This window comes from Myxococcus guangdongensis (genome assembly GCF_024198255.1).
Classification (GTDB): Bacteria; Myxococcota; Myxococcia; order Myxococcales; family Myxococcaceae; genus Myxococcus; species Myxococcus guangdongensis.
This window is the reverse complement of sequence record NZ_JAJVKW010000024.1, coordinates 56,024-81,598: the sequence shown is the minus strand read 5'-3', so window position 1 is coordinate 81,598 and position 25,575 is coordinate 56,024. Positions and strand designations below refer to the sequence as shown.

Here is a 25,575-nt window from a genome sequence, read left to right as displayed (position 1 = left end):
CGAGAGATTCACAGCCTCGGTGAGGTCAGGTCCGCGCACACCCGCAGGCCCATCGTCACGTCGCGCAACGAGGGCTCGGGCAATTCGCGATTCGTCGAGCGCGCGGAGGTGGCCGCGAACGCGAAGCTCCCACCTCGCGCCACCGCGCGCCCCGGCTCCAGCCACGAGCGGGTCCACTCCCAGACATTGCCCGCCATGTCATCCACGCCGAACGGACTGCGGGACGCGGGGTGACTGCCCACCTCGTCCGGCCCGAAGCCTCCGGGCTGCTTGCCGTACGTCGTGTCGATGTTCGCGTCGTCCGGGCCCAGCCTGTCTCCGTGCGGGAACTCGCGCCCATCCACGCCGCGCGCCGCGCGCTCCCACTCGAGCTCCGAGCACAGCCGCGCCCCCGGCACCCGGCCGCTGAAGGACAGCCACGACACGTACGTCTCCGCGTCGGAGAAGGAGATGCCGCTCACCGGGAAGCGCAGCCAGTCCTGCGCCCCGCGTCGCGTGCGGTTCGCGTAGCGGATGGGCTCGTTCGCGAGCGCCTCGTAGGGCACGTTGCCGGGCTGGAAGCGCAGTCGCCAGACCCCCTCCACCTGGTCCAGTGCGAGGTGTCCCGCATAGCCCCCCGTGCCCACGCGAGGCGAATGCGCGGCACGTGACTCGGGGGACAGGGTCTCCAGGAAGACGAGCCAGTCCGCGTACGTCACCTCGTGACGCGCGATGAGGAAGCCCGGCACCTGCACCGCGTGCTGCGGCACCGCGTTGAAGAACTCGCGCACACTGGCGTCGGCGGCGCTGCCGAAGCGGACCTCGCCCGCGGGGACGAAGACGAAGCCCGAGGGAATCGAGCCCTCGCGGGGCAGGCGCAACTCCAGACGCCGCGCCTCGCCGCGATGCAGGAGCAGCGGCTGTGTCACCGCCTCGTGGTGCGGCGCGCGCAACGTGAGCCGATAGGCGCCAGGGGGCACGGAGACGTCCATCCAGGGCTCGGACTCCAAGGGCAGCGGCTCACCGGGCTGCTCGTTGCCGAGCGTGTCGCGCGTCAACGGACGCAGCTCCACCTGCACGTCGTGCGCGGCGACGCCCAGGGTGAGGCGGGCGGGGGCCGTCCAGCGCTGCCAGCGCTCACCCTGCGCGTCGTAGAGGCGCAGGCGCTGCAGCAGCGTGGGCACCATGGCCACCTCGCCGTCCTGCTCGGCCCACAGGGCGCGCTCGAAGAGGAAGTCCGCGAGCGCGTCGCGGACATCGGGCCGCTCGGGCGCGAGCGCGAGGGCCCGCTCGAGACGTCCGGCGACCCCGTCGAAGCGATGGCGCACCTGTGCGGCGCGCGCGACACTCTTGCCCCACAGTCGCTCCGCCTCGGGCTTCTGGCCGCTGCCATAGAGCCGGAAGGCCTCCGAGCGCTCGGAGTGGAGCAGGTCCTTGGTCTCCAGCGCGGACTCGAGCGACTTGCGCGCCTCCTCCAGCTCCGCGCGCACCTGACGCTCCAGGCTCCAGCGCTCGCGCAGCTTGAGGCCGCCGTACACGAGGCCGAGCGAGAGGACGAAGCCCACCACGAGCGCGTGGCGCAGACCGCGGCTGCGGATGAGCGTGCGGCGGGAGGCGCGCAGGAAGTCGCGCTCGCGGCGGTTGAGTTCGGCCACGTCCAGCACCGCCGCCTCGGCGAGCTGACGTGAACCCCAGAGCAGCTCGCGCGAGTGGTGGTGTTTCTCCCAGTGGGCCGCGGCCGTCTCCAACAGCGCCTGGACCTCGCGCCGCTCGGCGGCCTCGGTCAGCCAGTGCGCGAGTGAATCCCAGCCCGACAGGAGCGCCTCGTGGGCCAGCTCGTAGGACGTGCCCTCTGGCGCTTCGCGCGCCACGAGCAGGCGCGCGCGGACCAGGGCCTCGAGCGCGGCCTGGTAGCGCGGGTCGTCTCCGGCGAGCTCACGGTCCGTCTTGCGCGCGCGGGTTCCGTCGGCGGTGACGAGTCGGAGCAGGACGCCTCGCGCCGCGACGCGCTGGTCTGGCAAGAGGCGCTCCACCGCCGCGTCCGCGTGTCGGGCCAGGGCGCCGGCCACGCCGCCCATCGAGTCCAGCGCGGCCTGGGTAATCATCTGCGTCTTCGTATCGCGGGCCTCCCACAGCTCCGCGAGGGCGAACTGGAGCAGCGGCAGGCCACCCTCGGCCGCGGCGGTGACGAGCGCGTCGACGAGGGTCTCCGACTCGAAGCGGACACCCTTCACGCGCGAGGGGCCGGTGACGGCCTCGCGGGTCTCCTCGGCGGTGAGGGCGCGCAGGAGGTACAGCGCGCGCGGGACTTCGGCGCCCAGGCCGGGCACTGCGGTGAGCCGGGTGAGGAAGTCGCTGCGACTGGAGGCGAGCAGCCGCACCCCGCTGGCGCCCTCCGCGAGGCTGCCGAGGGCCTGTCCCGCGAGCGCCGCCTCGTTGGGCTCGGCGAGCGTCGCCAGCTCCTCGAGTTGGTCCACGTAGACGAGCAGACCCTCACGGGCGCCCAGACGGGCGCGAAGGCGTCGGGCGAGGCACGCGGGCTCGGCGCGCAGCGCCTCGGCGAGGAGTTCCTCCTCGGTCGCGAGGAGTGAGGCGAGCGCGGCGGAGAGCGCGACCAGGGGCTTGCGTCCCGGGACGAGGCGGACGGTGTGCCAGCGCCGGCCGTCCTCGAGTCCGCCCTCGATGACGGCGGGGAGGATGCCGGCGAGGCACAGGGAGGACTTGCCGACGCCGGAGTCGCCGGTGATGAGCAGGAAGGACTCGCCGCGCAGGCGCTCCACGACGGCGCGACACTCACGGCGGCGGCCAAAGAAGAGGGCGCGGTGCTCGGCCTCGAAGGCGCGCAGGCCGCGATAGGGATTGCCCTCGGGGACGTGGGTGGGCGTGTCCTCGCGGGACAGGGTCTCGAGGGCCTCGAGGAGCTGGGCGGCGGAGGCGAAGCGCTCGGAGGGCTCACGGCGCAGGCAGCGGTCGATGATGGCGGCGAAGGTCGGGTCCACCTGCGGGGCGACCTCGCACAGCGGCAAGGCATCCTGGGTGCGCACGACATGGGGCAGCTCGCGCCAGACGACGTCCCGGTAGGGGCCTCGGCCCACGCACAGCTCGTAGAGGACGATGCCCAGCGAGTACACGTCGCTGCGGGCCGACAGGTCCTCGCCGGCCCAGGCCTCGGGGGACATGTAGTACGGCGTGCCGACGAGGGCGCCCTGGGGCAGCGAGGGCAGGAAGACGCCGTCGAGCGAGCGGGCGGAGAAGTGCGGATTGAGCTCCGGGTCCAGATCCATCTGGAGCTCGGGGGGCGTGGTGGTGCGCGCAGGGGGCACCTCGTCGCCCACGGCGCCGTCGAGCAGCTTGGCGAGGCCGAAGTCGAGCAGCTTCACGGCGCCGCTCTCGGTGAGCACGGCGTTGCCGGGCTTGATGTCTCGGTGGAGGACGCCACGGCGGTGGGCGGCGCTGAGGCCCCGGGCCAGGTCCCTGCCGATGGCGAGCACCCGCTCCCAGCGCAGGGGTTTGACGAGCCGGTCCAGGCTGACGCCGCGGATGAACTCGGAGATGAGGTAGGGCTGTTCGTCGAGTTGTCCCACCCGGTAGAGGGTGACGACGTTGGGGTGCTGGATGCGGGCGGCGGCGCGGGCCTCGACGAGGAAGCGCGCCAGGGCATTGGGGCCGAGGGCGGGGATGAACTTCACCGCCACGGGCCGTTCGAGCAGGGTGTCCTGGGCCAGGTACACCCGGCCCGTGCGTCCTCGGCCGATGGGCCGAACGATTCGGTACTCGTCGAACTCCTCGGGAGGAGTCCACGAGTCTGGCGGCCGGGAAGTGGCGGGGGTGCCCACTCCCACGGGCTAGGCATCCGGACGTCCCGCGGCAACCCTTGCCCCGCCCGAAAGGGCAGGAGCGCGCCGGGTGAGACCACCCGATGTCGGGTGGTCATCACTTCCCGCCGGTGGGAGGTGTCAGCCTTCCTGCCCGTTCGGCTTACGCGCCTTGCTCGGCTTGAGCATGTTTCGGATCTTGTTCTCCAGGTCCGAGGGCAGGCACGGCTTGGCGACGAACTCGTCGGCACCGGCCTCGCGGGCGTGCTCGGCGTTGCCGGCGAGCACGTGGCCCGTCAGCGCCATGACGGGGATATCGCGGGTCCGAGTGTCCTGTTTGATACGTCGGGTCGCCTCCCAGCCGTCCATGACGGGCAGGGACAGGTCCATGAGGATGATGTCCGGCTCGCTCGACTGGGCCTTCGCCACCGCCTCGACGCCGTCCCGAGCGGTGTCGACTTCGAAGCCGACGAACTCCAGGTATTCCGCATACATCTCGCGGGCATCGTCGAAGTCGTCGACGACGAGGATGCGCTTGCGGTTCCCGGGGGACACGGCCGCAGTCGCGTCCGGCACCTGCTCTTCCGAGGTCTGGGCGGCCGTGCGCTTCATGAAACAGGTGCCTCGCGTGTAGGGAAACAGCGGTGGACACGACAATCTATGCACGCATCCGTCGTCGCGCCCACCCCACATCGCCCCAAGGGGCACCCCACCACCGTTCAATGCAGAACGGTGGTGCACGACGTGGCCCTGTGTCGCGGGGTTCAGTCGTTGGAGATGTAGACCTGGATGCGGTGTTGCTCATTCGGCGGCTGACCTGCGGATTCGATTCGGGCAACGAGGGTCCGTCCGTCAGGAGTGATTACGAATCGGGACGCGGGATTGGGCGTCAACCCGGGTGGCGGACGAAGCAGGCCCTCGAGTGGAACCCATTCGCTACCGACGAGCTTCCTCATGTGCAGCGTCTCGGGCTGCCCAGCGGCCTCTGGCTCCCCCAGGAGGACCACCAGCGCCCCGGAAGAATCCAGGGCGAAGCGGCGCACTTCAGCCCGCGCCCCACCGGGGAATCGTTCCTCGAAGGCAGTGCCAAGCTCGCGCCATGCAGTGCTCCGCCACTCCCAAACATCGATCTCCGCCGCATCATGGATCGCCACGAGCGGGCGACCAGGAGCCCCCACACCCCAGGCCCACCCACTCGGGTGCCCCAGCGACGAAGCAGCGCTCTTCCATTCGCCCTGACTCCACCAGCGCGTCTCATAGCGAATGGTATCGCCTGCGGCATTCATCTCTCCCCAGATGACAACCGGGTTCCCGCCTTCATCGAGTTCCATCGCCGTCGATGCCACACCCCAATTGTCTGCCGGCCGGAACAGGCCGCGCTGAAGCCAGGTTGTGCCGTCCCATTCATAGACGAAGAATTCCTCGCGAATCGCGAAGCTCACGAACCAGCGCCCCGCCCCATTCGTTCTCAAGGAGAGTCCCCAACAGTAGGTTTTCGGGGCACGAATCACGCCTCCCATCGAGACCCATTCACTCCCGGTCCACCGTCGGACATGAACTTCTCCCAATTCATCGTCGAGCCATCCCACCACCGGGTGCTGAGCCTCATCCAGGCGCGCGTTGAAAGAGGAGACCCTCCCAGCAACCCTCAGTGGAGTTCCGCCCATCAATTCCCAGGCAGCGCCCGTCCATTGATGGATGAACACGCCTCCGCTGCCGCTGTCGCCCCATGCGACAAGGGGCATTCCCGAGGTCTGGGCGAGCACCTCGGGAAAACTGGGGGTGCTGTACTGGGGAGGGGCGCTCGCGAGCGCATTCCCCAGCGGGAGGAAGCCAGGAACCGTCCAGCGCCATTCATCACCTCGCTGAATCGAGTTTCCAGCCAAGTCTGTCACCGAGACGTCCAGCACCACCTGAATTGCAACATCCTTGGGCAGCCGGCCCACTGGACTTATCGTCACGCCCCTGCCGTCAGCCGACAGAGTCACGTCCCCAGCGACGATTTTTGAATCTACCTCCAGCCGAACGGAGCCTGCATGAACCGTCTCCGGCTCAAGCGCCTCCGAGAACTCAACGCGAACCACCTGACCTGCTGGGACACTCAAGTCGCCTGGAGCGGGGACGCGCGACATGAGAACCGGCGGTGTCCTATCCACCGTCAACTGACTTGGCTCGCTCAGGGACACATTGCCCCCCAGCGTCGTCCGCACGCGCAGTTCGTGGTCCCCTTCAATCAACGCCTGGGTATCCAGACGCAGCTTGTACGGAGGCAGCATCGTCTCTACCGCACTGCCATCCACCAGCAACTCCACCTTCTCTGGTGAGGCCCCAGTCAGTTCGGCCTGGACGTCGACACCGCCGTTCGTCGTCTGTCGGGACAGGATGAGGCGTGCCCCCACGGTGGGTACCCCAGCGTCGGGCACCACTATCGGAGGCTCCTCCACATGGATGCCTGGGATATCGATACAGGCCCCCCAGAGGAGCCCGAGGGAGACGACGGCAAGACGTAATGTGGAATGACGCATGATGTAACCAGAGGACAGTTTTTCGTTCCATCGATGCCAAGCCTCGCTCCACGCGCTGAGCGCCCCGCAGGACCCGAGCGCATGGACGCCGCAGGATGTGGCCTGTGTCGTGAACTCAGTCGTTAGAGATATAGACCTGCATGAAGTAGTGCGTCGGCGGAGCATGAGCTGCTTCGACTCGGGCTACGATGAACCGCCCTGCGGGAGTCACTCCGAATCGGGGCATGCCCGAGGAGCGTGAAGGACGCAGTACGTAATCGAGGGGTGCCCAATCCCCCTCGACGAACCTCCGGAAGTGCAGCGTGTCGGGTTGTCCTGCACTTTCGGATTCCCCCAGCAGGACCACCAGCGCACCCGAAGGGTCCTCGACGAAGCGATGTACTGCCGCGGGTGCGCCTCCAGGAAAGCGCTCCTGGAACGAGGTGCCCAGCGAAGACCAGGACACGCCATTCCATTCCCGAATCAGGGCGCCTGTTTCAACAAGTGTCGCAGCAAGGGGACGCCCCGCGACGCCCACCCCCCACGACCACATTCCCAGTGCGTTGAGCGCTGAGGGATTCGACACCCACTCGCCCCCCTCCCATCGTGCCTCACGATAGCGGTCCACACCCATCACATCTCGCTCTCCCCAGATGACAAGCGGTTGTCCCGCAGCATCGAGTTCCATATAGGCAGCCATGACACTGGAGGTCTCTGCCACCGGGAACAGTCCTATCCGGCCCCAGCTCGCTCCATCCCATTTCCAGACAAGGATTTCCTGGCGAGAAGCGAAGCTCATGAACCACTGTCCCGCTCCATCCGTCCGCATCGAGAGAGCCCAGAGATAGGGCGGAAGGCCACGAATCGCGTCGCCCATCGTCCTCCACTCGCTCCCAGTCCAATAACGGACGTGGATTTCAGAGGCGAGATCATCAATCCAGGCAATCACTGGATGCCCTTCAGTATTCAACTGGGCATTGAGGTATCTAGACGCATCCACGTTCTTCATGGGCGTTCCAAGAAACTCCCATGCTTCACCCGTCCAATGTCGGACGAACACACCCCTGCTGCCGGTATCGGCCCAGGCCACAATGGGCAATCCAGATGAGGGGATAAGCATCTCAGGAAAAGCAGGCGTGCTTTCCGCGGGCGAGTCTGTCGAGAACGAGTTCCCCAGTGGGAGAAAGCCTGGCATGGTCCAACTCCAGCCATCCTCCTCGCGCTGAATCGGATTCCCAGCCAGGTCAGTCACCGAAGAATCCAGCACGACATGGACTGCGACATCCCTGGGCAACCGGACCCTCGGATGAATCGTCAGCGCTCTCCCATCGATGGACAGCTCCACATCCCCAGCGAGGTCCCTCGACTCCGCCGTCAACCGAGCGGAGCCTCCATGAATCGTCGCCGGGTCGAGCGCTTCTGAGAATGAAGCTCGAATCACCTGCCCCGCTGGAACATGACGCTCACCAGACACAGGGCTTCGTGACACGAGGATTGGCGAAGTCCTATCGACCCTGAGTGGTCGAGGCTCGCTCAGGAACACCTGCTCGCCCAATGACGTCCGCAAGAGCAGTTCGTGATCGCCCTCCACCCATGCATGGGTCTCCAGACGCAATCTGTACGGCGGAAGCATCGTCTCCACCGATTTGCCATCCACCAACAGTTCCACGCGCTCCGGGATTGCCCCCCTCAGTTCCACGTGAAGGTCAACGAAACCGTTGGTCACGGACCGAGACAGAAAGAGCCTCGACTCAATCGTGGCGCCTCCGGCGTCGGGTACCTCCTCCCCAGGAGGCTCCTCAACCGCATGGATTCCTGGAATATCGATACAAGCTGCCCATAGGAACCCAAGAGAGACCACCGCAACACGAAGTGAGCAATGAAGCATGACTGGACTAGAGGGCAATTCGCGTTCCATCCAAGCGCGAGTCCTCCCTCCTGCACTTCCAAGGGAGGAGTGATTCCTGACGCATCAGAGATAGCAGGTGGAGTTCTCACTTATCAGACCTCCGTCCAGGCCCCTGGACTGTTCTCCGATACCCGACCCTCCGGACCAGGAAGGGACACCACAAACAACAACGCCCCCGTGGAGAATCCACAGGGGCGCCATCGTCAACAGCGGCTACCTTCAGACGGGTTCGTCGCTCCGCAGTTACCGCACCGAAGCGGGAAGAGGAGCCGGCTGGACCGCGAGCCCGTTGATCGCGAGGTCATTCACGATGGGCTGCCCCCAAATGCTCTGGTAGGTCCCGACAACACCGTTGCGCGGTAGATTCGAGAACTCGATCGAGATCTTCGCTTGGCTTGGCTGCAGACCACCCGCCAGGGTCGTCCGGAAGGTGAACGCGTAGCGCGTGCTGTAGCCCGACGTGAAGGGAGGATAGATAGGCTCCTCCGGCCGATCCCACTGGGTCACATAGGGGCCAACCGGTTCCGCAAGGAACAACGGGAAGCCGTTCCTGCTGCCCTTCTCTCCCGTCGCAGTGGCATCCGCCACGTTGTCGAGGGGATTGTCGAAGAACACTTGGACGCCCCCCGCTGCAGGAATCGTCACGGGAGCACTGAAGTTGATGTACACCGTTTCGCCATCATTCAGCGCGGGGACGACTCCTACCTGACTTTCCTGATACCGCGCCTCGACGATGGTCACCGGCGACGGCGTACCCGGCTCACCTCCGAAGAAGGAGGCGTGGTTCTGGTAGACCTCGCCCGTCTCCACGGAAGCAGCGCGCAGGTCGATGTTGTACTCCTTGCCCACCTGAATCGCGTTGCCAGCCGGAGTGATGGTCGCGCTGTAGCCACCGTTCCCGACGGTCACCGTGACGGGCAGCGACTCCTTGAAGTACTCGTCCGTCAGGCGCGCCAGCACTGAGCCCTGCTGCACGGGCTGGTTGAAGTACAGGTAGATGGGCTCGCCCGGACGCACCATGTTGTTCAGCGGGTGGAGCGTCGCGGCAGCACGCAGGGCCGCCACGTTGCTGCCCTCGATGGCCAGCCGATTTCCCGTAGGACGTGACGCCGGCAGGTTCAGGATGCGCGTGGTGCCGACCGTCACCACGGACGCGGCCGTGTACGTGTCCACGTAGCCGTTGATCTCCGGGACGCCGTCGTTGTTCGAGTCCGTCGGCGCCACCCAGAGGCGGTACTGGCCCGTCTGGCTCGTGAAGCGCGCCAGCTCCTGCGCGGAGGGGATGTTCTGGAACTGCAGCACGCCCTGGTCGTCCGACGTCGCCTCCACCACCACCGTGCTCATCACGCGCGTGGTGTTGTCACCGTTCGACAGCACCACCGTGCCGGCCGGCGAGGCTTCGAGCGTCGCGCGCACGTTCGCCGCGGGACGGCCCTGCGGCGTCACCAGCAGGAAGCGCAGCGAGCCGTCCAGGCGCGTCAGCGTCACCGGACCGAAGCTCACGTTCGCGTTGTTGATGGGCACGTTGCCCGCCGACGACGGAACCGTCGAGGTGGCTCGCAGCGTCGCGTAGCCCGTCTTCGTGAACGTCAGCAGCACCTGCGAGCCCGCCGGGACACCCTTGAACTCGAAGTTGCCCTTCGCGTCCGTCGTCCCCGCCAGCGGCTCCTCGGAGCTGCCAATCGTGATCTCCACCGACGCATCCGCCAGCGGCTTGAGGTCCGTTCCCAACACCTGGCCCGACACCGTGCCCTTCGGCGTCGCCGGCGTCACCACCGTCACGGTGTCCGGCTCACGGATGCCGTCCGCGATTCCGTCCCCGTTCTCGTCCTTGAAATCGTCTCCACACCCGAGCGCCAGGAACGGCACAACGGCCATGACCAGATGCTTCTTCATCTTCCCCACCTTGTATTGGATTGGCTCTGACGCCCCAAAACCTCGAAAGAGCGCGCATCGGACACTCTCCGACCCGGGCCCTCCTCGTCAAGAAGGCGACAGTCGCGGGTGCATCGCCACTCGGCGGCATGCCCCTGCCGATCACATACCTCCCGGGTCCGACAGCGGGGTCCATCCAGACCCCGATGGGTTGACTCTCATCCGCTGAGACGCGGTACCTGAGCGGATGGCTGATACGTTGCCCGCATGGTGGATGTGAATGAACCGTGTCTCGGCTGTGCCATCACTCGCGGTGAGCATCGCCCTGTCGGGGGCATCCTCGCGCGGGCTCCCGGGCTCGTGCTGCATGGCGTCGCGGGCCCCAGCCCCGTGCCGGGGTGGGTGGTCATCTCCAGCGAGCAGCACGCCCGTGCCTGGTATGAGCTGGATGACGCGACTTCCCGAGAATTGGGTGCCTTCGCGGCTCGCGTCATGAGGGCCCAACGTGAGGTGCTCGGCGCCGAGCACGCCTATGCCTTCGCCATTGGCGATGTGCTCCGGCACTGCCACCTGCACCTGGTGCCTCGCTTCGCCGGCACGCCCCAGCGGCTGTGGGGACGCGCCGTGTTCGACGCCCCTCCCGCCGACCACCTGCCCAAAGAGGAGTTGGAGGCCGCCGCTCGCGCCCTGTCCGCCGCACTGTCCGGCTGAGGTCCCTGCTCGGGAGGACGTGCTAGACCCACCCGCTCCTTCCTCTCGAGAGGTCCCGCCCGTGTCGTCCGAGCCTCGCAACCGCGTCCTCGAGAAGATGCTCGAGCGCCTCTACGCCGCGCTCGCCTCCGGCCCCAGCCTCAACTGCCGCCCCCACCACAGCCGCCAGCGCCTGGACCTGGCCACGCTGACCCGCCTGGACGGCACCGCGCCCCACGCCGTGCTGGCCTCGCTCCTCGGGGACAAGGCCACGGTCCGGCTCGCGGTGAAGCCTCCCGAGTCCAAGGGGCGTCTGACCGCGCCCGGCGGCACCAGGGCCACCTCGGCTCGCCTGGCCGCCGAAGCGCGCGACGCGAGCTCCGCCCCACCTCGTGCGGCGAGAGTCTCGACGCGCCCCCAGGACGACGCCAGCGACGAGCTCACCACCCCGGTGGAGGAAGCCTCGGCCCCTGATGCGATTGGAGCCAGCAACGCGCTCGCCGCATCCACCCGCCCCACAGTCGACGAGAGCGCCCCGGCGCTCATCAACGACGAGCGTGCCTCTGAGGCCGAAGGCCCCGACGACCGCGCCTCGCCCACCCGCGCCGAGGAGGAGCAACAGGCGCTCCTGCGCAAGCTCGCCGCCATCGTCGAGGACGCGCGCATCTTCGAGCAGGACACCGGCGCGCATGTCCTCCACGTCGGCTTCCCACTGCTGCAGCTTCCCCCAGGTCCCAAGGACAAGCGCGGCTTCGGCACCCGGCGCATCCTGGCCCCCATCGCCTTCGTCCCCGTGCGCATCACCCTCAAGAAGGGACGCACCCCTTCCGTGGAGCTCGAGGGCGCCGAGGACGGTGTCGACCGCGTCGCCCCCAACACCGCCCTGCTCGCCTGGCTGGAACAGCAGACGGGCCAACGCTTCAACGCGCTCTTCGCCGACGAGACGGGCGAGGACCCGTGGCGCGAGGTCAACGAGCTGGTCGCCCTCGTCTCCAAGGCCTTGGAGCTGCCCACTCCCGAGCCCTTCACGTCCCAGGCGCCCCTGTCCGCCGTGCCCCGCCCGGACGAGGACAGCGCCTCACGCGCCTCCATCCTCCCCAGCGCCGTGCTCGGCCTGTACCCGCTGTCCAACCAGAGCCTCGTGGACGACATGCGCGCGCTCGTGGACGGCGAGCCCGTCGACGGGCCCCTCGAGAGCTTCCTGCGCGTGGACGTGTCACTCGACCCACCCGCCCACCCAGGCGGCGGCGAGCGCAACCTAGAGGGACTCAAGCGCGCCGAGGACGAGCGGCTCGTCACCATCGCAGACCCCTGCCAGGCTCGCGCGGTGCGCCTCGCGCGCAGTCGCCGGGGGCTCGTCATCCACGGGCCGCCAGGCACCGGAAAATCCCAGACCATCGCCAACGCCATCGGAGACCATCTCGCCCGGGGTGAACGGGTGCTGTTCGTCTGCGACAAGCGCACCGCGCTCGACGTGGTGAAGCACCGCCTGGACCACCTGGGCCTCGGCAACCTGTGCGCCGTCGTGCACGACGCCCAGCGAGACCAACGCGACCTCTACATGGGCATCCGCGAGCAGCTCGACACGCTGGCGGAGACGCGCACCGACGCCGCCGTCCCTCGCGAGCTGTCCCGCGTGGACACGGAGCTCCAGTCGCTCCACGACGAACTCACCACCGCCGAGCACGCCCTCTCCGCACGCCCCGAGGACGGCTCCGCCCCGTCCTTCCACGAGTTGGTGGGCCAGTGGCTCGGCCTCGAGCCCCCCGCGGCGCTCACGCCCGCCACCGCGTCACTCACCTCCGCGCGCCTCGCCGACGTCTCCATTCGCGAGCGGGAGACACGTGAGGTGTTCGAGCGCGCCCTCAAGGAGGACTACCCCGACAATCCCTGGCGCGAAGCCCTGGGCGTCGACCTGGCCACCTACCTCGCCACGCCACTCACCACCTGGCGCGAACGACTCGGCGCCACCGTCGAGGCGGCCCGTGACGCGGACGCGCTCGCCTCGCCGGACATCCCGGCCTTCGGCGCGGAGCCGGAAGCCGAGGGGCTCGCTCGCGCCCACTTCGCCGAGCAGCTCGCCCCCGTGTTGGAGACCACGAGCCCCGAGTCCCTCGCTCGTTGGGCCTCGGCCTCCGCGGACACAGTGCACAACACGAAGGCCCAGCTCGAAGGTCTGTCCCCTCAAATCCAGGTGCTCTCCGAGGGCCCGCTCGACACCGAGCTCGCGCTGATTCATCGCGAGCAGCCGCAGGCCCTGGGCGCACTGTCCACCGCGCTCGCCACGTTGGGCGCGTACCTGGGCATCGCTCGCAAGTGGTACGCGTTCTTCTGCTTCGCCCGGAAGGCCGGCGCACGAAAGGTGCTCCAGCAGTTCGGCCTCACCCTGGGCGCTGCTACCGCCGAGCGCGTCCGTCACTTCCTCACCGGCGCTCGTGCACGCGCGCTCCTGGGCGAGTTCCACCGCGCCACCCTCGTCCCCTCCGCCACCTCCGCGAGCCTGCCCGACGAGACCCTCTCCCGAGATTTGCGCGCCCACGCCGCGCTCTTCGAAGTCCTCGGTACACTGGACTCGACACCCCGGCTCGCCTCGTGCCGCGACGCCGTGCGCAGGGCGCTGACGACGGACGCCGCGACGCGCACCACACTGCTGGCGGGACTGCGACGCTCCGCCGCCCGGGGCGCGGCCGTGGCGAAGCTGGAGAAGCGGCTCGCAGAGACAGGGCTGTGCTCCTCCGAGTGGCTCGCCCTCCGTGCACACGAACTGCGCGCCGGTGCCCTCTTCACCCCCGTCGCCACCGCGCTCCAGTCGCGAGGGTCCACGGTGGAAGGGATGCTGCGGCTGCGCTCACTTCTGTCAGGCATGCCCCCAGAGTTGGCGGCCTCGGTCGAGTCGCTCGCGCGCCTGGGCGCGGACGCGGAGACAGGCTGGACGGCCGTGCTCAAGGCCACGCTCGCCGCCGAGGTGACCACCCGCCTGCGCGAGGACCCCACCCTCCAGCACGTCGACGCCGAGCGCACCCAGGCCACCCAGGCGCGCTACCGCGTGCTCGAGGAGAAGAAGCGCGGCCTCGTGCGCGACGCCATCCTCCACCGGTGGACACAGCGCCAGCGTGAGCGCCTGCTCGCGGCCAACGGCGGTCGACTCAACAGCCAGGGCGCGGAGCTGCGCCGACGCCTCATGCTGCGCGGCGAGCGCGCCATGCGCGTGCGGCAGGTCATCGCCACCGGCCTGGACATCGACGGCGGAGACCCGCTCTTCGACGCCCGCCCCGTGTGGATGGCCAGCCCCCAGACGGTGGCGCAAATCTTCCCGCGCCGCCCCATCTTCGACGTCGTCATCTTCGACGAGTCCTCACAGTGCCGACTGGAGGAGGCCCTGCCCGTGCTCACGCGTGCCCGGCGCGTCGTCATCGCGGGAGACCCGAAGCAGCTGCCGCCCACGCGCTTCTTCGAGTCCGCCGTGGTGCAGAGCCAGCAGGACTCCGAAGCCGAGACAGAACAGGGCCTCTTCGAGGAGCAGCAGTCCGAGGTGGAGGACCTGCTCTCCGCCGCCCTCAACCTGGACATCGACCAGTGCTACCTCGACGTGCACTACCGCTCGCGGGACGCGGACCTCATCGCCTTCAGCAACGAGCACTTCTACGACAAGCGCCTCCAGGCCATCCCCGCCCACCCCTCGCACCGCGCGCCGCACGCCGCCCTGCGCCTGCTCCCCGTCGGCGGCACCTATGAGAAGCGCGTGAACCTCGTCGAGGCGCGCGCCGTGGGCCAGCTCGTGAAGGAGCTGCTCGCCCGACCCGAGCCCCCGTCCATCGGCATCGCCTGTTTCAATCTCTCGCAGCGCGACGCCATCACCGATGTGCTCGATGAGCTCGCCGCCGAGGACGCCGCCTTCTCCACCCGACTCGCCGCCGCGCGCACGCGTCGGGGCGCCGGCTCCTTCGAGGGCCTCTTCGTGAAGAACCTGGAGAACGTCCAGGGCGACGAGCGTGACCACCTCATCATCAGCACCACCTACGGCCCAGACCGACAGGGCCGCTTCTACCGCCGCTTCGGACCGCTCGGCAGCTCGGGCGGAGGACGACGCCTCAACGTGCTCGTCACCCGCGCGCGGCAGCAGGTGCACCTGGTCACCTCCATCCCCCGCGACGCGTACACCGCCCTGCCCCCCGTGGAGCCCGGCCGGCAACCCAACGGCGGCTGGCTGCTCTTCGCCTACCTCCAGTTCGCCGAGTCCATCTCCCAGCCCCAGCGCGCCCCCACGCCTGAGGCCGCCACCCGGGAGCTCATCGTCCACGAGCGGGAGACCGACGCAGGCTCCACGTTCGCTCGCGCGCTGGCCCACCACCTGGCCCGCCGCCACCAGGTCTCCTCCGACGTGCACTGGGGCAACGACGGCTTCTGCGTGGACGTGGCCCTGCACCACCCCACTTCGCCCGGCGACGTCACCGTGGGGCTCCTGTGCGACGGCACCCGCTACCCCAAGGCCGCGGACCGCGTGGAGTGGGACCTGTTCCGCACCGGCGTGCTCGAGGGCCAGGGCTGGAAGCTCGTGCGGCTCTGGACGCCCCACTTCTTCCGCGACCCGGAGGGCGCCACCACCCAGGTGCTCCAGCGCGTGGGTGAGGTGCTCATGCGCCAGCCCGCCCCGCCCACCGTGGACGCCCCCGACAAGCGCGCCCTGCACTGAGCCCGCACCTCAGGGCGCCCCTGACTTCACCTCCGGAGTCAGCCACAGGTCGCCCAGCACGAGCTCCAGCGCCTCGAAGGGCTCGGCCCGCACCCGCTCGTCTCCCGAGTACGTGCCGAGCTCCACCCACCGCTCCCCGTCCCGTCGGAACACCTCCAGCGTGCGCGCCTTCGGGTCCACCAACCACACGTGGCCCACGCCCTCCCGCGCGTAGATGCGCTTCTTCTTCGCCCGGTCCAACGAAGCCGTGGAGGGCGAGAGCACCTCGCAGACCCAGTCGGGCGCGAGATTGAAGTACGGTACATCCGGGATTTCAGGCATCCGCTCCCGCCGCCAGCCCGCCAGGTCCGGCACCAGCACGTCCTTGCGGAAGTGAAGCTCCGGCTCTGACAGGAGCCACCACCCACCGGGCCCGCCTCGCCCTCGGTGGAACGGATTGAACAGCTCCGCCAGCAATGCCGTGTGCGTCACCGCATGCGGACTCGCCGGCCGGGGCATCACGATGAGCTCCCCGTCGACGATCTGTCCGACCACATGCTCCGGCAGTGCGAGCAGGTCCTCGTACGTTGCCGGCCGCTTCGGTCCATCTCCCATCGCCTTGCTCCTCCCACCGCCTGCTCCCCACCCCTCCAACATCCGCGCCGCCTCCCCGAAGTGGAACCCCACCCCATACCGCGTGTCCACTCATTCCTACTTCATGGGTCTGACATCTGAACCCCCACCCAAAAGCCCCCATGGACCTCCCATTCCATAGAGGGAAGAATGTCGCCGTCCCATGGTTCCCTCACGCTCTGGCCTGCTCGTCCTGTCGCTCCTGCTCCTGTCCTCCCCCGCGTGGGCGGACAACAACGCCGACGAGGCGGACATCGCCTTCGAGCTGGGCAATGACGCCTACGCCAAGGGGCAGTACACCGAGGCGCTGCGCTCGTACTTCACCAGCTACCGGCTGGTGCCCAACCGCAACGTGCTCTTCAACATCGCCCGCTGCTTCGAGGCGCTGGGCAAGTTCAACGAGGCGTACCGCTACTACAACGACCTGCTCACCGAGGACCTGCCCACCGAGGACGCCTCCGAGGTCTCCCGCTCGCTGGACCGGCTGCGCCCCAAGGTCGCGCTCGTGAAGGTCACCACCGTGCCCAAGGGCGCGGACGTCTACGTGGACCGCATGGACCTGGGCAGCCGGGGCCGCTCGCCGCAGACGCTCGCGCTGTCCCCGGGCCGGCACAAAATCATGGTGAAGAAGGACGGCTACCGTCCCACCGAGGCCACCGTCGTGGTGGCGCGCGGCAAGGAGACGGAGCAGCCCTTCGACCTGTTCCTCATCACCGGCGGCGTGGAGCTCACCGGCACCCCCGAGGGCGCCGAGGTGCGTGACGCCCCCAACGGCCCCGTCATCACCAAGCTGCCCGGCCGCGCCCGCCTGCCGCCCGGCCAGCGCATCCTCTACGTGCGCGCGCCCGGCTACGCCCCCGGCCAGTACGTGGTGGACGTGCCCGCCGACGGGAACGTGCCGCTGTCCGTGTCCCTGCGCGTGCAGGACCGCCCCTCGGGCCGGCTCGTCGTCACCGCCAACCGCGACGGCGCCACCGTGCGCGTGGACGGCCAGCCCGCGGGCTTCACGCCCACCGTCGTCACCCTCCCGGAGGGCGAGCACCAGCTCGAGGTGGAGAGCCGCGAGGTGCGACCGCTGCGCCAGAAGGTGACGGTGGTCGCCGACCAGGAAGTGAAGATCCACGCGGAGCTGCGGTACGCGCCCCCGCCCGTGCGCGCGGCGTCCAAGAGCCTGGTCGCCGTCGACGACGCGCCCGCCTCCACCACCGTGCTCACCCAGGAGGAGCTGCGCGCCTTCGGCTGGCGCACGCTCGCCGAGGCGCTGTCCGGCGTGCGCGGCTTCTTCCTCACCGACGACCGCACGTACACCTATCTGGGCGTGCGCGGCTTCTCGCCCCCGGGCGACCTCAACACGCGCATCAGCATCCTCTGGGACGGCCACCCGATGAACGACGTGTGGGCCGGCCAGGGCTTCGCCTCACACGACTTCAACGTGGACCTGCTCGAAATCGAGCGCATCGAGGTGGTGCGCGGCCCGGGCAGCTCGCTCTACGGCACCGGCGCCTTCTTCGGCGTCATCAACGTGGTGCCCCGCGAGTCGCTCGGACAGGACAAGCACCTGGAGGTCACCGGGGCCGTGGGCGCGCTGGGCACCACCCGCGGCCACGCCACCGCCGCGTATTCGAGCGGCAACCGCTCCATCCTGGTGAGCGCGGCCGCCATGACGGCCTCCGGCGCCGACACCACGCGGCTGATTGTCAGCCCCACCGAGGAGTACCTCGTCACCGGCCTGGACGCGGAGCGCGCCGCCACCGGCTCCATGCGCGCGCGTGTGGGCGACTTCGCCTTCCAGGCCATGCTCAACGTGCGCTCCAAGGAGCTGCCGACCGCGCCCTACAACACCCTTCCGGGGACGGATGGCAACCGCGTGAAGGACCTGCGCTTCTTCGCGGAGGCCCGCTACGAGCATGAGTTCACCGAGAACTTCAGCCTGTCCGCGCGCGGCTCGTTCGACCTGAGCCGCTATGACGGCATCTACGTGTACGAGGAGTCGGCCGGCGGCCCGCGCGAGGAGACCGGCGACGCGGACTGGGTCAACGCCGAGCTTCGCGCGCGCGTGGGGCTCTTCGAGAACAACCGGCTCACCCTCGGCGTGGAGGCCCAGGGCCAGCTGGGCGTGCGGCAGTCGACGAACCCGGGCCCCCTCCTGGAGTCCAAGACGCGCACCATCCTGTCCGCGTACCTGCTCGACGAGTGGAAGCTCCACCCGCGGCTGAGCCTGTCGGCGGGGTTGCGCCTGGACAAGTACACCGACGTGGACGAGACCCCCATCACCCCTCGCGTGGCGCTCATCGCCCGCCCCTATGACGCGGGCCTCACCAAGCTGGTGGCCGGTAACGCCTTCCGCGCGCCCACCATCTACGAGCTGCACTACGCGGACGGCATCACCCAGGCCGCGCCGGAAGCGTTGGACCCGGAGACCATCACCACCTTCGAGCTGGAGCACGGGCACGACTTGACGGACGAGCTGCGGCTCACCGTGGCCGGCTACCACAACCGCATCTCCAACCTGGTGCGGCTGCAGGAAGAAGGCGCCACCTCCGGCCAGTGCGGCACCACGCGGTGCCTCGTCTTCGGCAACGACAGCGGCACCACGCTGGCGTGGGGCGCGGAGGCCGGCGTGCACTGGCAGCCGGGCCGCTACCTGCTGGTGGACCTGAGCTACTCGTACGTGAAGCTGCGCAACGCCTCGGAAGAGGTGTCCGTCGCGTCTCCCGCGCACCTGGTCTCCGGTCGGCTGCTGATGCCCATCGGCGGCGGCGACATGCGGCTGGCCACCCAGGCCACCTACCAGAGCGCGCGTCCCACCGGTGAAGGGGGTGCTGACAGCGGCGAGGCGCTGCTCATCAGCTTCGGCCTCTCCGGTGACTACGGCCCGCTTCGCTACTTCGCCGGCGTCCACAACCTGCTCGACACGAACTACCGGATTCCGGTGTCGGACGAGAATTCCATCGCGCCGGTGCCACAGTACGGTCGCACCTTCACCCTGCAGCTCACCGGGACGTTCTGATGAGCGCGTCCGGCGGTGCCCCATCGGAGCTCGCGCTCGACTTCATCCAACCCGGCCACGCGCTGTATGCCGGGGAGCTGGAGCTGCGCTTCCGGGTGCTGCGCGAGCCACTCGGCTACACGCGTGAGCAGGTGACGTTCCCCTTCGAGGACGCGAGCCTCCATCTGGTGGCTCACGAGGGCGGACGGGTGCTCGGCTGTGTCCTCTTCCATCCCGAGGACACGCACGGCGGACGGCTGTTCCAGATGGCCGTGACGCCCGAGTTGCAGGGACAACGGCTGGGTGCCCGACTGGTGCGGACACTGGAGGAGGAGCTCGCGCGGCGAGGCTTCACCCAGGTGCACCTGCACGCCCGTCAGGCGGTTGTCCCCTTCTACGAACGACTGGGTTATTCCACGTACGCGGAAGCGTTCCTGGAAGTCGGCATTCCGCATCGGCACATGCGGAAGTCACTCGGGACGTAGGCACGTGAGCGCTGCTCACCAGCGGACACCGGCATCTGTCGTCGAGCATCCGGGCTGACCATCGCCGTGTCGCCCCCTGACCTCAACAACCGGGGGATGCTGGTAACCTTTCCAGCGAGCCAGCGACATCGAGGAGACACGATGAACGGAACGAACGACGGACGCGGCGCGCCCTCCTCCCCTCGGGCCGGCCCCTCCGGAGCTCCGAGAGACAGCGAGCTGGATGACGAGGGCCTCTCCTCCGAAGCGGAGGCCGAGCGCGCGCCTCGCCGCCCCATCCAGGTGCTGGAGGACAACACGCTGCACACGCGGCTGACGAAGGACCTGGGGGTGCACTACCCCTTCGTCAGCGCGGGCATGGCCTTCGTGGCGCTGCCGCCCCTGGTCATCGCCGTCTCGGAGGCGGGTGGCATCGGCATGTTGGGCTCGGCGCCCGAGCCCGCGCCGTTCCTGCGCGCTCGCATCCAGGCCATCCGCGCCGGCACGCAGCGGCCCTTCGGCGTGGACTTCATCCTGGACCATGCGCGGGCCGGGGACCTCACCACGCGCGAGCACATCGACACGTGCATCACCGAGCGCGTCCCCGTGGTCGCGTTCCACTGGGCCCTGCCGCCCGCCGCGTGGGTGAAGGACCTGAGGGCCGCGGGCATCCGCGTCTGGGTGCAGGCGGGCTCGGTGGACTTCGCGAAGGACGCGCTGGCGCTCGGCGTGGACGGGCTCATCGCGCAGGGGCGACAGGCGGCGGGCTACAACCGGGGCACCACGCCCACGTTGAAGCTGGTGCGGGAGCTGCGCGCGCTGACGGGGGAGCTTCCCCTGTTGGCCGCGGGAGGCATCGCGGACGCGCTGAGCGCGGCGCGCGCGATGTATCACGGCGCGGACGGCGTCTGGGTGGGCACGCGCATGGTGGCCTCCGTGGAGGCGTACGCGCACCCGGGCTACAAGCAGCGGCTGGTCGACGGGGACGCTCGCGACTCGGACTTCACCACGCTCTTCGGTCCGGAGTGGAGCGGCCCCAGGCAGCGGGTGCTGCGCAACCGCGTGGTGCGCGAGTGGGCGGGCCGGGAGGCGAAGGCGCCGACGCAGACGCAGGACACCATCGGCACGACGCGGCTGTTCCCGGGGCTCGCGGGTGGGGACGCGCTCTACACGATGCCGCGCTTCAGCGCCTTCGTGCCCACGCCGGACACGCAGGGTGACCTGGAGGAGATGGTGCTGCCCGCCAGCGGCTCCAGCATGGCGCGCATCGAGAGCGTGCAGCCCGCCGGGCAGATCGTGGTGGAGATGATGGAGGGGGCACACCGGCTGCTCGCGAACCCGTACGAGCTGGAAGCGGACGCCGACGAGAACGACCGCTCCTGAGCGCGGACGGCCGGTGCCTCGCCCGCCTGGTCGCGGGCAGCGGATTCGGGTGATGCGTCCGTGGGAGTTGGAGTAGGAACCCATCGACGACGGGTGGGCTCCATGACGATGACGAAGACGCAGGCGCACTGGCGACGCGTGGCACTCTCGGGGTGGCTCGGGCTCGCGCTGTGCGGTGGCGTGGCGGTGGCGCGGGCCGTGACTTCGGAGGTGAAGGCGCCCTCGCGGCGCCTGTCCTCGGAGGAGCGCGAGGTGCTCGGCAGGATGGCCGCGGAGGCCGAGCCCCACTGGCGGCGGCGCTCGATGCACTCGTTCCCCGGAGACCACTGGTCCCAGGATGACGACTTCGGCGCCTCCGAGCGCGGCTGGGTGATGACCGAGGCGCGGCGGCGTGACGTGCCCGTCACGGACGTGTTCGACGCCATCGACACGGAGCTGCGCGCCTCGTCTCCCGTGACGACTCCGCGCAAGGCCACCGCGAGCCCGTGCAAGCCACGGCCGTTCTACGACTGATGCGCGGCGAGACCTCCCGCCTCGCTCGGCCTCTGCGTGCCTCGCGCGACCGTGTCACTCGCGAGCGGGTGGATGAGGAGCTCGCGCACCTGACGTCGTCCGAGGCCGCTGGAGCGACTGGCCCCGCGAACTCCTCGCTGCATCCTCGGCAGTCGGCAACGGCGGAGATTCTCGCCATGTCGCGTGGGAACCTCGTGCACGTGACGCCTCTCGGAGCCGCCGACAGGCCCCCTCGCCCCACCGATTTCTCACTCCATCCTCGACGGATGCGAGCTACTTCCCTCGCTCTCGCGCCCCACGGCGCGCCCCTTCGCGCATGACGACCTCGTCCCACGGATTGCTCCGCGCCGTGCACCGCGCCGCCTCGCTCACCAGCGTGCGCCTGACCCTCTTCGGCGTCATCGCGCTCATCGCGTGCTGGCGTCCCCTGTCCGTCGCCGGAGGGTTGAATGACTTCCGCGACTCGCACCTGCTCGACTCGTACGAGGACGCGGGCACGCGCAGCGTGACGCACTACGGACAGCTCCCGCTGTGGAACCCCTGGTCCTGCGGTGGCCAGTACGCGCTCGGCAGTCCGCAGACGCGCGTCTTCGCGCCCACCGTGCTGGTGTCCTCGCTCATCGGTCCGCGCCGCGCGGAGCCCGTGCTGCTGTGGGCCTTCCTCGTGCTCGGCATGGAGGGCTTCTTCCACTACGCCCGACGACGCGTGGGCTCCGCGACCGGCGCGCTCGGCGCCGCGCCCCTCTTCGGGTTGATGGGCTTCACCGCGCTCTCATGGTCCATCGGCTGGCTCAACTTCGCCGGCTTCCTCCTGCTGCCGTGGCTGCTCGTCGGCACCCGCCGCGCCGTCGAGGGCAAGCTGTCCGGCGCCGCGCTCGTCGCCGCCGTCTTCTCCCTGCTGCTCGCCTTCGGCGGCACCTACCCCGTGCCCATGGGCGCCCTCTTCGTCGCCCTCGAGACGGGCCGCTCGCTCTACGCCCTGCGCGGCACGCCCCGCCGCATCCAGGCCCTGTGGTCCCTGGGCGCCACCGCGTGCTTCACGCTGGCCGCCTGCGCCTTCCGCCTGTGGCCCATCCTCGAGACGATGCGCTCCTCACCGCGCGTCATGGCGGGCACACCGGGCAACGACTTCGCGCCGCTCGTGAAGATGCTGCTCGAGCTCCCGGCTCGCTCCGGCTACAGCGACACAGGCAACTTCTACTTCGCCCCCGCCGCGCTCGTGCTCGCGCTGCCGGCCCTCGCCTTCGCGTGGCGTCGCGCGCTCTACCCCGCCATCGTCGCCAGCCTCTGCGCGTGGATGGCCGCGGGCTACGCCGCGTCACCGTCCCTGTTCGCGGGCCTGCGCACGCTGCCCATCTTCGAGACGTTCCGCTACCCCGAGCGCTTCCTCGTCCCCACCTGCTTCTTCCTCGCGGAGCTGGCCGCGCTGGGCCTCACCGTCCTGCTGGCGCGCACGTGGCGCTCGCCCGCGCGGTGGACCTGGGCCGCGGCGGCCGCGTGCGCGGTGGCCCTGGCGAGCTGGGGCCTGCAAGTGCGCGCCTTCGACAACCTCTCGCACTGGGCGCAGATGATTCCGATGCCCGTCGAGAAGGCGCAGCCCTTCGCGCAGGCACGCGGCAACCGCTGGACGCAGGGGCACCTGCTCGCGCTCAACCGAGGCTCCATCGCCTGCGGCGAAGCGTGGCCCGTGCCCATGTCCTCGAAGCTGCGCGGCGACCTGAACCAGGAGGAGTACCTGGAGGAGCCCGGCTCCGGCTCGGCGCGCCGCGTGGAGTGGACCCCCAACCGCGTCACCGTGGACGTGGACGCCACGCGGCCCACCGTGCTCCTGGTCAACCAGAACTGGCACCCCGGCTGGAAGTCCTCACAGGGCGAGGTCGTCTCGCGTGACGGGCTGCTGGGCGTGCGCGTGCCCCAGGGCCACCACCAGGTGGTGCTGAGCTTCCTGCCGCGCTCGGGGCTCGGCGGCTCCATGGTGTCCGTGCTCGCGTGGGTGGGGCTCGGCGTCCTCCTGTGGCGCGAGCGTCGGGGACAGCGGCTGTCCTGGCCCGTGACGGTGGGCGTCGCCCTGGTGCCGCTCGCCGCGTGGGGCCTCGTGGCCAGCGCATGGAGCGAGCCCGTGGCGAAGCCGGACCCGCGCAACCAGGACGGCTCTCCGCTGACGGTGGCGCAGCTGCCCGCGAAGGCCACGCCCATCAACGCGCGCTTCGGCGTGCCCGTCGAGCTGGTGGCCGCGGAGATTCCCGAGGAGCCCGACGCGGAGGGCATCGCGTCGATGGTGCTGAACTGGCGCGTGACGGGGCCGGTGCCGCGCTCGGTGGGCATCTTCGTGCACATCGTCGCCGCGGACGGTCGTCGACTCGGCGCGGACCACGACGTGGTGGGGGGCACCTGGTTCTTCACGGACGCGCCCCGGGACACGCTGCTGCGCGACGCGTTCTCCGTGTCCACGCGCGGCTGGCCTCCGGGTGAATGGACGGTGCTCGTGGGGCTGTGGCACGCGGGCGGCGACCAGTCGCGCGTGCCCCTGCTCGAGGCGTCTGGACGGCCGGTCTCCGACGGACGGGTGGCCGTGGGGCGGTTCGCCGTTCCACGGAAGGTCCGGGCCAACGAGTCCTCCGTGAACCCATAGTCCGAGTGCCGACAGCCCGCGCGAGACGCGCGGCGCCCGGGGCGTTATGAAGCGCGGCATGCGAATCCTGCACACCATGTTGCGCGTGGGGAACCTGGAGAAGTCGCTCGACTTCTACACCCGGATCATCGGCATGACGCTGCTGCGTCGCCGCGATTATCCCGACGGGAAGTTCACCCTGGCCTTCGTGGGCTTCGGCCCCGAGGACACGCACCCCGCCCTGGAGCTCACCCACAACTGGGGCGTGGAGAAGTACGAGCTGGGCACGGCCTACGGCCACGTGGCCCTGGGCGTGAAGGACATCCGCGCGACGTGCGACGCCATCCGCGAGGCCGGCGGCAAGGTCGTCCGCGAGCCGGGGCCGATGAAGCACGGCACCACCGTCATCGCCTTCGTCGAAGACCCGGACGGCTACCGCGTCGAGCTCATCGAGCAGGGCTCCTAGTCCAAGTCCGGCGGGAAGTGCTTCGCCGCGCGCTCCGTGACGAAGTCCAGGAAGGCTCGCACGTGCGCGGGCATGGCCGCCCGGCGCAGGTACAGCGCGGAGATGTAGCGAGGCGTCGGCCGCCACGGCGCCAGCACGCGCACCAGCGCGCCGGACGCCAGCTCCGGTGCGGCAACGTACTCCGGCAGCGACGCAATCCCCAACCCGCGCAGCGCTGCCCCGTGCAGCGCGGGCAGGTTGTTGCTGCGAAAGCGGCTCTTCGTCAGGCGGACCTCCTGCGTGCGCCCGGCGTGGAGCAGCTCCAGCGGACGGGCCGCCGGTCCACGCAGCGGCACCAGCACCTGGTGCTCCGCCAGCTCCCGCACGCGCCGGGGCGTCCCATGCTCGCGCAGATAACCGGGGCTCGCGCACAGGACATAGGGCTGCACGGCCACGCGGCGCACCACGAGGGCGCTCGGCTCCAGGCGCGTGACGATTCGCAGCGCCACGTCCACGCCGCCCTGCACCAGGTCCACCAGCTCGTCCTCGAGAATCAGCTCCACGCTGACCTCGGGATGCGCGCGCAGGAAGGCCTCCACCCACGGCACCAGCACCCACTGGCCGAAGACGATGGGCGCGGAGACGCGCAGCACCCCGCGCGGAACGCCCTGCTCCGTCAGGTCCCGCTCCGCCTCGTCGAGCGCCTCCAGGATGCCTCGCGCGTGCGTCAGGTAGCGCTCGCCCGCCGCCGTGAGCTGGAGCCGCCGCGTCGTGCGCTGCACCAGCTCCGCGCCCAACCGCGCCTCCAGCGCACCCAGCTCGCGACTCACCGCCGACGGCGCCCTCCTCAACACCCGCGCCGCGCCCGCGAGGCTCCCCGCGCGGGCCACCTCCACGAACGTCCTCAGCGACTCGAACCGGTCCCTGCCCGCCATGGATTCGTGCTCCTCGCGCACGAATGTCGTGCATCCCTGACGGCTGTTCAAGACCGTCCTCCCGGCGCATTCAGGGACTCGTGACCGGAGCGACACCGACCCGACATCGAGGGCACGCTCCGTCACGCCCCAACCCAGCTCGTGTCCACGAGCAGGAG

The 25,575-nt window shown here is 69.6% G+C and carries 15 protein-coding genes; 8 read left to right on the top strand and 7 right to left on the bottom strand.

The window, feature by feature from the left end; translation table 11 throughout:
- Window positions 1-8 precede the first annotated feature (8 nt).
- The 5 genes from LXT21_RS42715 to LXT21_RS42695 form a co-directional block, all read right to left on the bottom strand.
- Window positions 9-3,821, bottom strand: coding sequence for an nSTAND1 domain-containing NTPase (locus LXT21_RS42715; RefSeq protein WP_456094096.1), 3,813 nt, complete (start codon window positions 3,819-3,821; stop codon window positions 9-11).
- A 114-nt stretch (window positions 3,822-3,935) separates the two neighbouring features.
- Window positions 3,936-4,406, bottom strand: coding sequence for a response regulator (locus tag LXT21_RS42710; protein WP_254044008.1), 471 nt, complete (start codon window positions 4,404-4,406; stop codon window positions 3,936-3,938).
- Between the two features lie 152 nt (window positions 4,407-4,558).
- Window positions 4,559-6,220, bottom strand: coding sequence for an Ig-like domain-containing protein (locus tag LXT21_RS42705; protein WP_254044007.1), 1,662 nt, complete (start codon window positions 6,218-6,220; stop codon window positions 4,559-4,561).
- 214 nt (window positions 6,221-6,434) lie between these two features.
- Entirely contained in the window at window positions 6,435-7,967 is a 1,533-nt protein-coding gene (locus LXT21_RS42700; RefSeq protein ID WP_254044006.1) for an Ig-like domain-containing protein, read from the bottom strand.
- 483 nt (window positions 7,968-8,450) lie between these two features.
- Complete coding sequence (locus tag LXT21_RS42695) at window positions 8,451-10,103, bottom strand: carboxypeptidase-like regulatory domain-containing protein (protein WP_254044005.1); 1,653 nt, start codon at window positions 10,101-10,103, stop codon at window positions 8,451-8,453.
- A gap of 246 nt (window positions 10,104-10,349) precedes the next feature.
- On the opposite strand from LXT21_RS42695, the gene LXT21_RS42690 reads away from it, so the two are divergent.
- Together LXT21_RS42690 and LXT21_RS42685 are read left to right on the top strand one after the other, a co-directional pair.
- Window positions 10,350-10,793 (top strand): HIT family protein, encoded by a 444-nt coding sequence (locus tag LXT21_RS42690; RefSeq protein ID WP_254044004.1) that lies wholly within the window; start codon window positions 10,350-10,352, stop codon window positions 10,791-10,793.
- A 61-nt stretch (window positions 10,794-10,854) separates the two neighbouring features.
- Window positions 10,855-15,465, top strand: a complete 4,611-nt coding sequence (locus tag LXT21_RS42685; protein ID WP_254044003.1) for an AAA domain-containing protein — start codon at window positions 10,855-10,857, stop codon at window positions 15,463-15,465.
- 9 nt (window positions 15,466-15,474) lie between these two features.
- Here the strand turns inward: LXT21_RS42685 and LXT21_RS42680 are convergent, their stop codons facing one another.
- The gene (locus tag LXT21_RS42680) at window positions 15,475-16,059 is read right to left on the bottom strand and encodes a Uma2 family endonuclease (protein ID WP_254044002.1); all 585 of its coding nucleotides are present in this window, start codon (window positions 16,057-16,059) and stop codon (window positions 15,475-15,477) included.
- A gap of 181 nt (window positions 16,060-16,240) precedes the next feature.
- Between LXT21_RS42680 and LXT21_RS42675 the strand changes: the two genes are divergently transcribed.
- From LXT21_RS42675 to gloA, 6 genes are all read left to right on the top strand, one after another.
- The gene (locus tag LXT21_RS42675; protein WP_254044001.1) at window positions 16,241-19,087 is read left to right on the top strand and encodes a TonB-dependent receptor domain-containing protein; all 2,847 of its coding nucleotides are present in this window, start codon (window positions 16,241-16,243) and stop codon (window positions 19,085-19,087) included.
- Window positions 19,087-19,551 (top strand): GNAT family N-acetyltransferase, encoded by a 465-nt coding sequence (locus LXT21_RS42670; protein ID WP_254044000.1) that lies wholly within the window; start codon window positions 19,087-19,089, stop codon window positions 19,549-19,551. Before LXT21_RS42675 ends, LXT21_RS42670 begins: the two co-directional genes overlap by 1 nt.
- A gap of 141 nt (window positions 19,552-19,692) precedes the next feature.
- Window positions 19,693-20,913 (top strand): NAD(P)H-dependent flavin oxidoreductase, encoded by a 1,221-nt coding sequence (locus tag LXT21_RS42665; RefSeq protein WP_254043999.1) that lies wholly within the window; start codon window positions 19,693-19,695, stop codon window positions 20,911-20,913.
- 102 nt (window positions 20,914-21,015) lie between these two features.
- A complete protein-coding gene (locus LXT21_RS42660; protein ID WP_254043998.1) occupies window positions 21,016-21,426 on the top strand; it encodes a hypothetical protein in 411 nt (136 codons plus the stop codon).
- A 316-nt stretch (window positions 21,427-21,742) separates the two neighbouring features.
- The gene (locus LXT21_RS42655; RefSeq protein WP_254043997.1) at window positions 21,743-24,058 is read left to right on the top strand and encodes a glycosyltransferase family protein; all 2,316 of its coding nucleotides are present in this window, start codon (window positions 21,743-21,745) and stop codon (window positions 24,056-24,058) included.
- 58 nt (window positions 24,059-24,116) lie between these two features.
- Entirely contained in the window at window positions 24,117-24,503 is a 387-nt protein-coding gene (gene gloA / locus LXT21_RS42650; protein ID WP_254043996.1) for a lactoylglutathione lyase, read from the top strand.
- Here gloA and LXT21_RS42645 read toward each other — a convergent pair.
- Window positions 24,500-25,417, bottom strand: coding sequence for a LysR family transcriptional regulator (locus LXT21_RS42645; protein ID WP_254043995.1), 918 nt, complete (start codon window positions 25,415-25,417; stop codon window positions 24,500-24,502). The genes gloA and LXT21_RS42645 overlap by 4 nt on opposite strands.
- Window positions 25,418-25,575 lie beyond the last annotated feature (158 nt).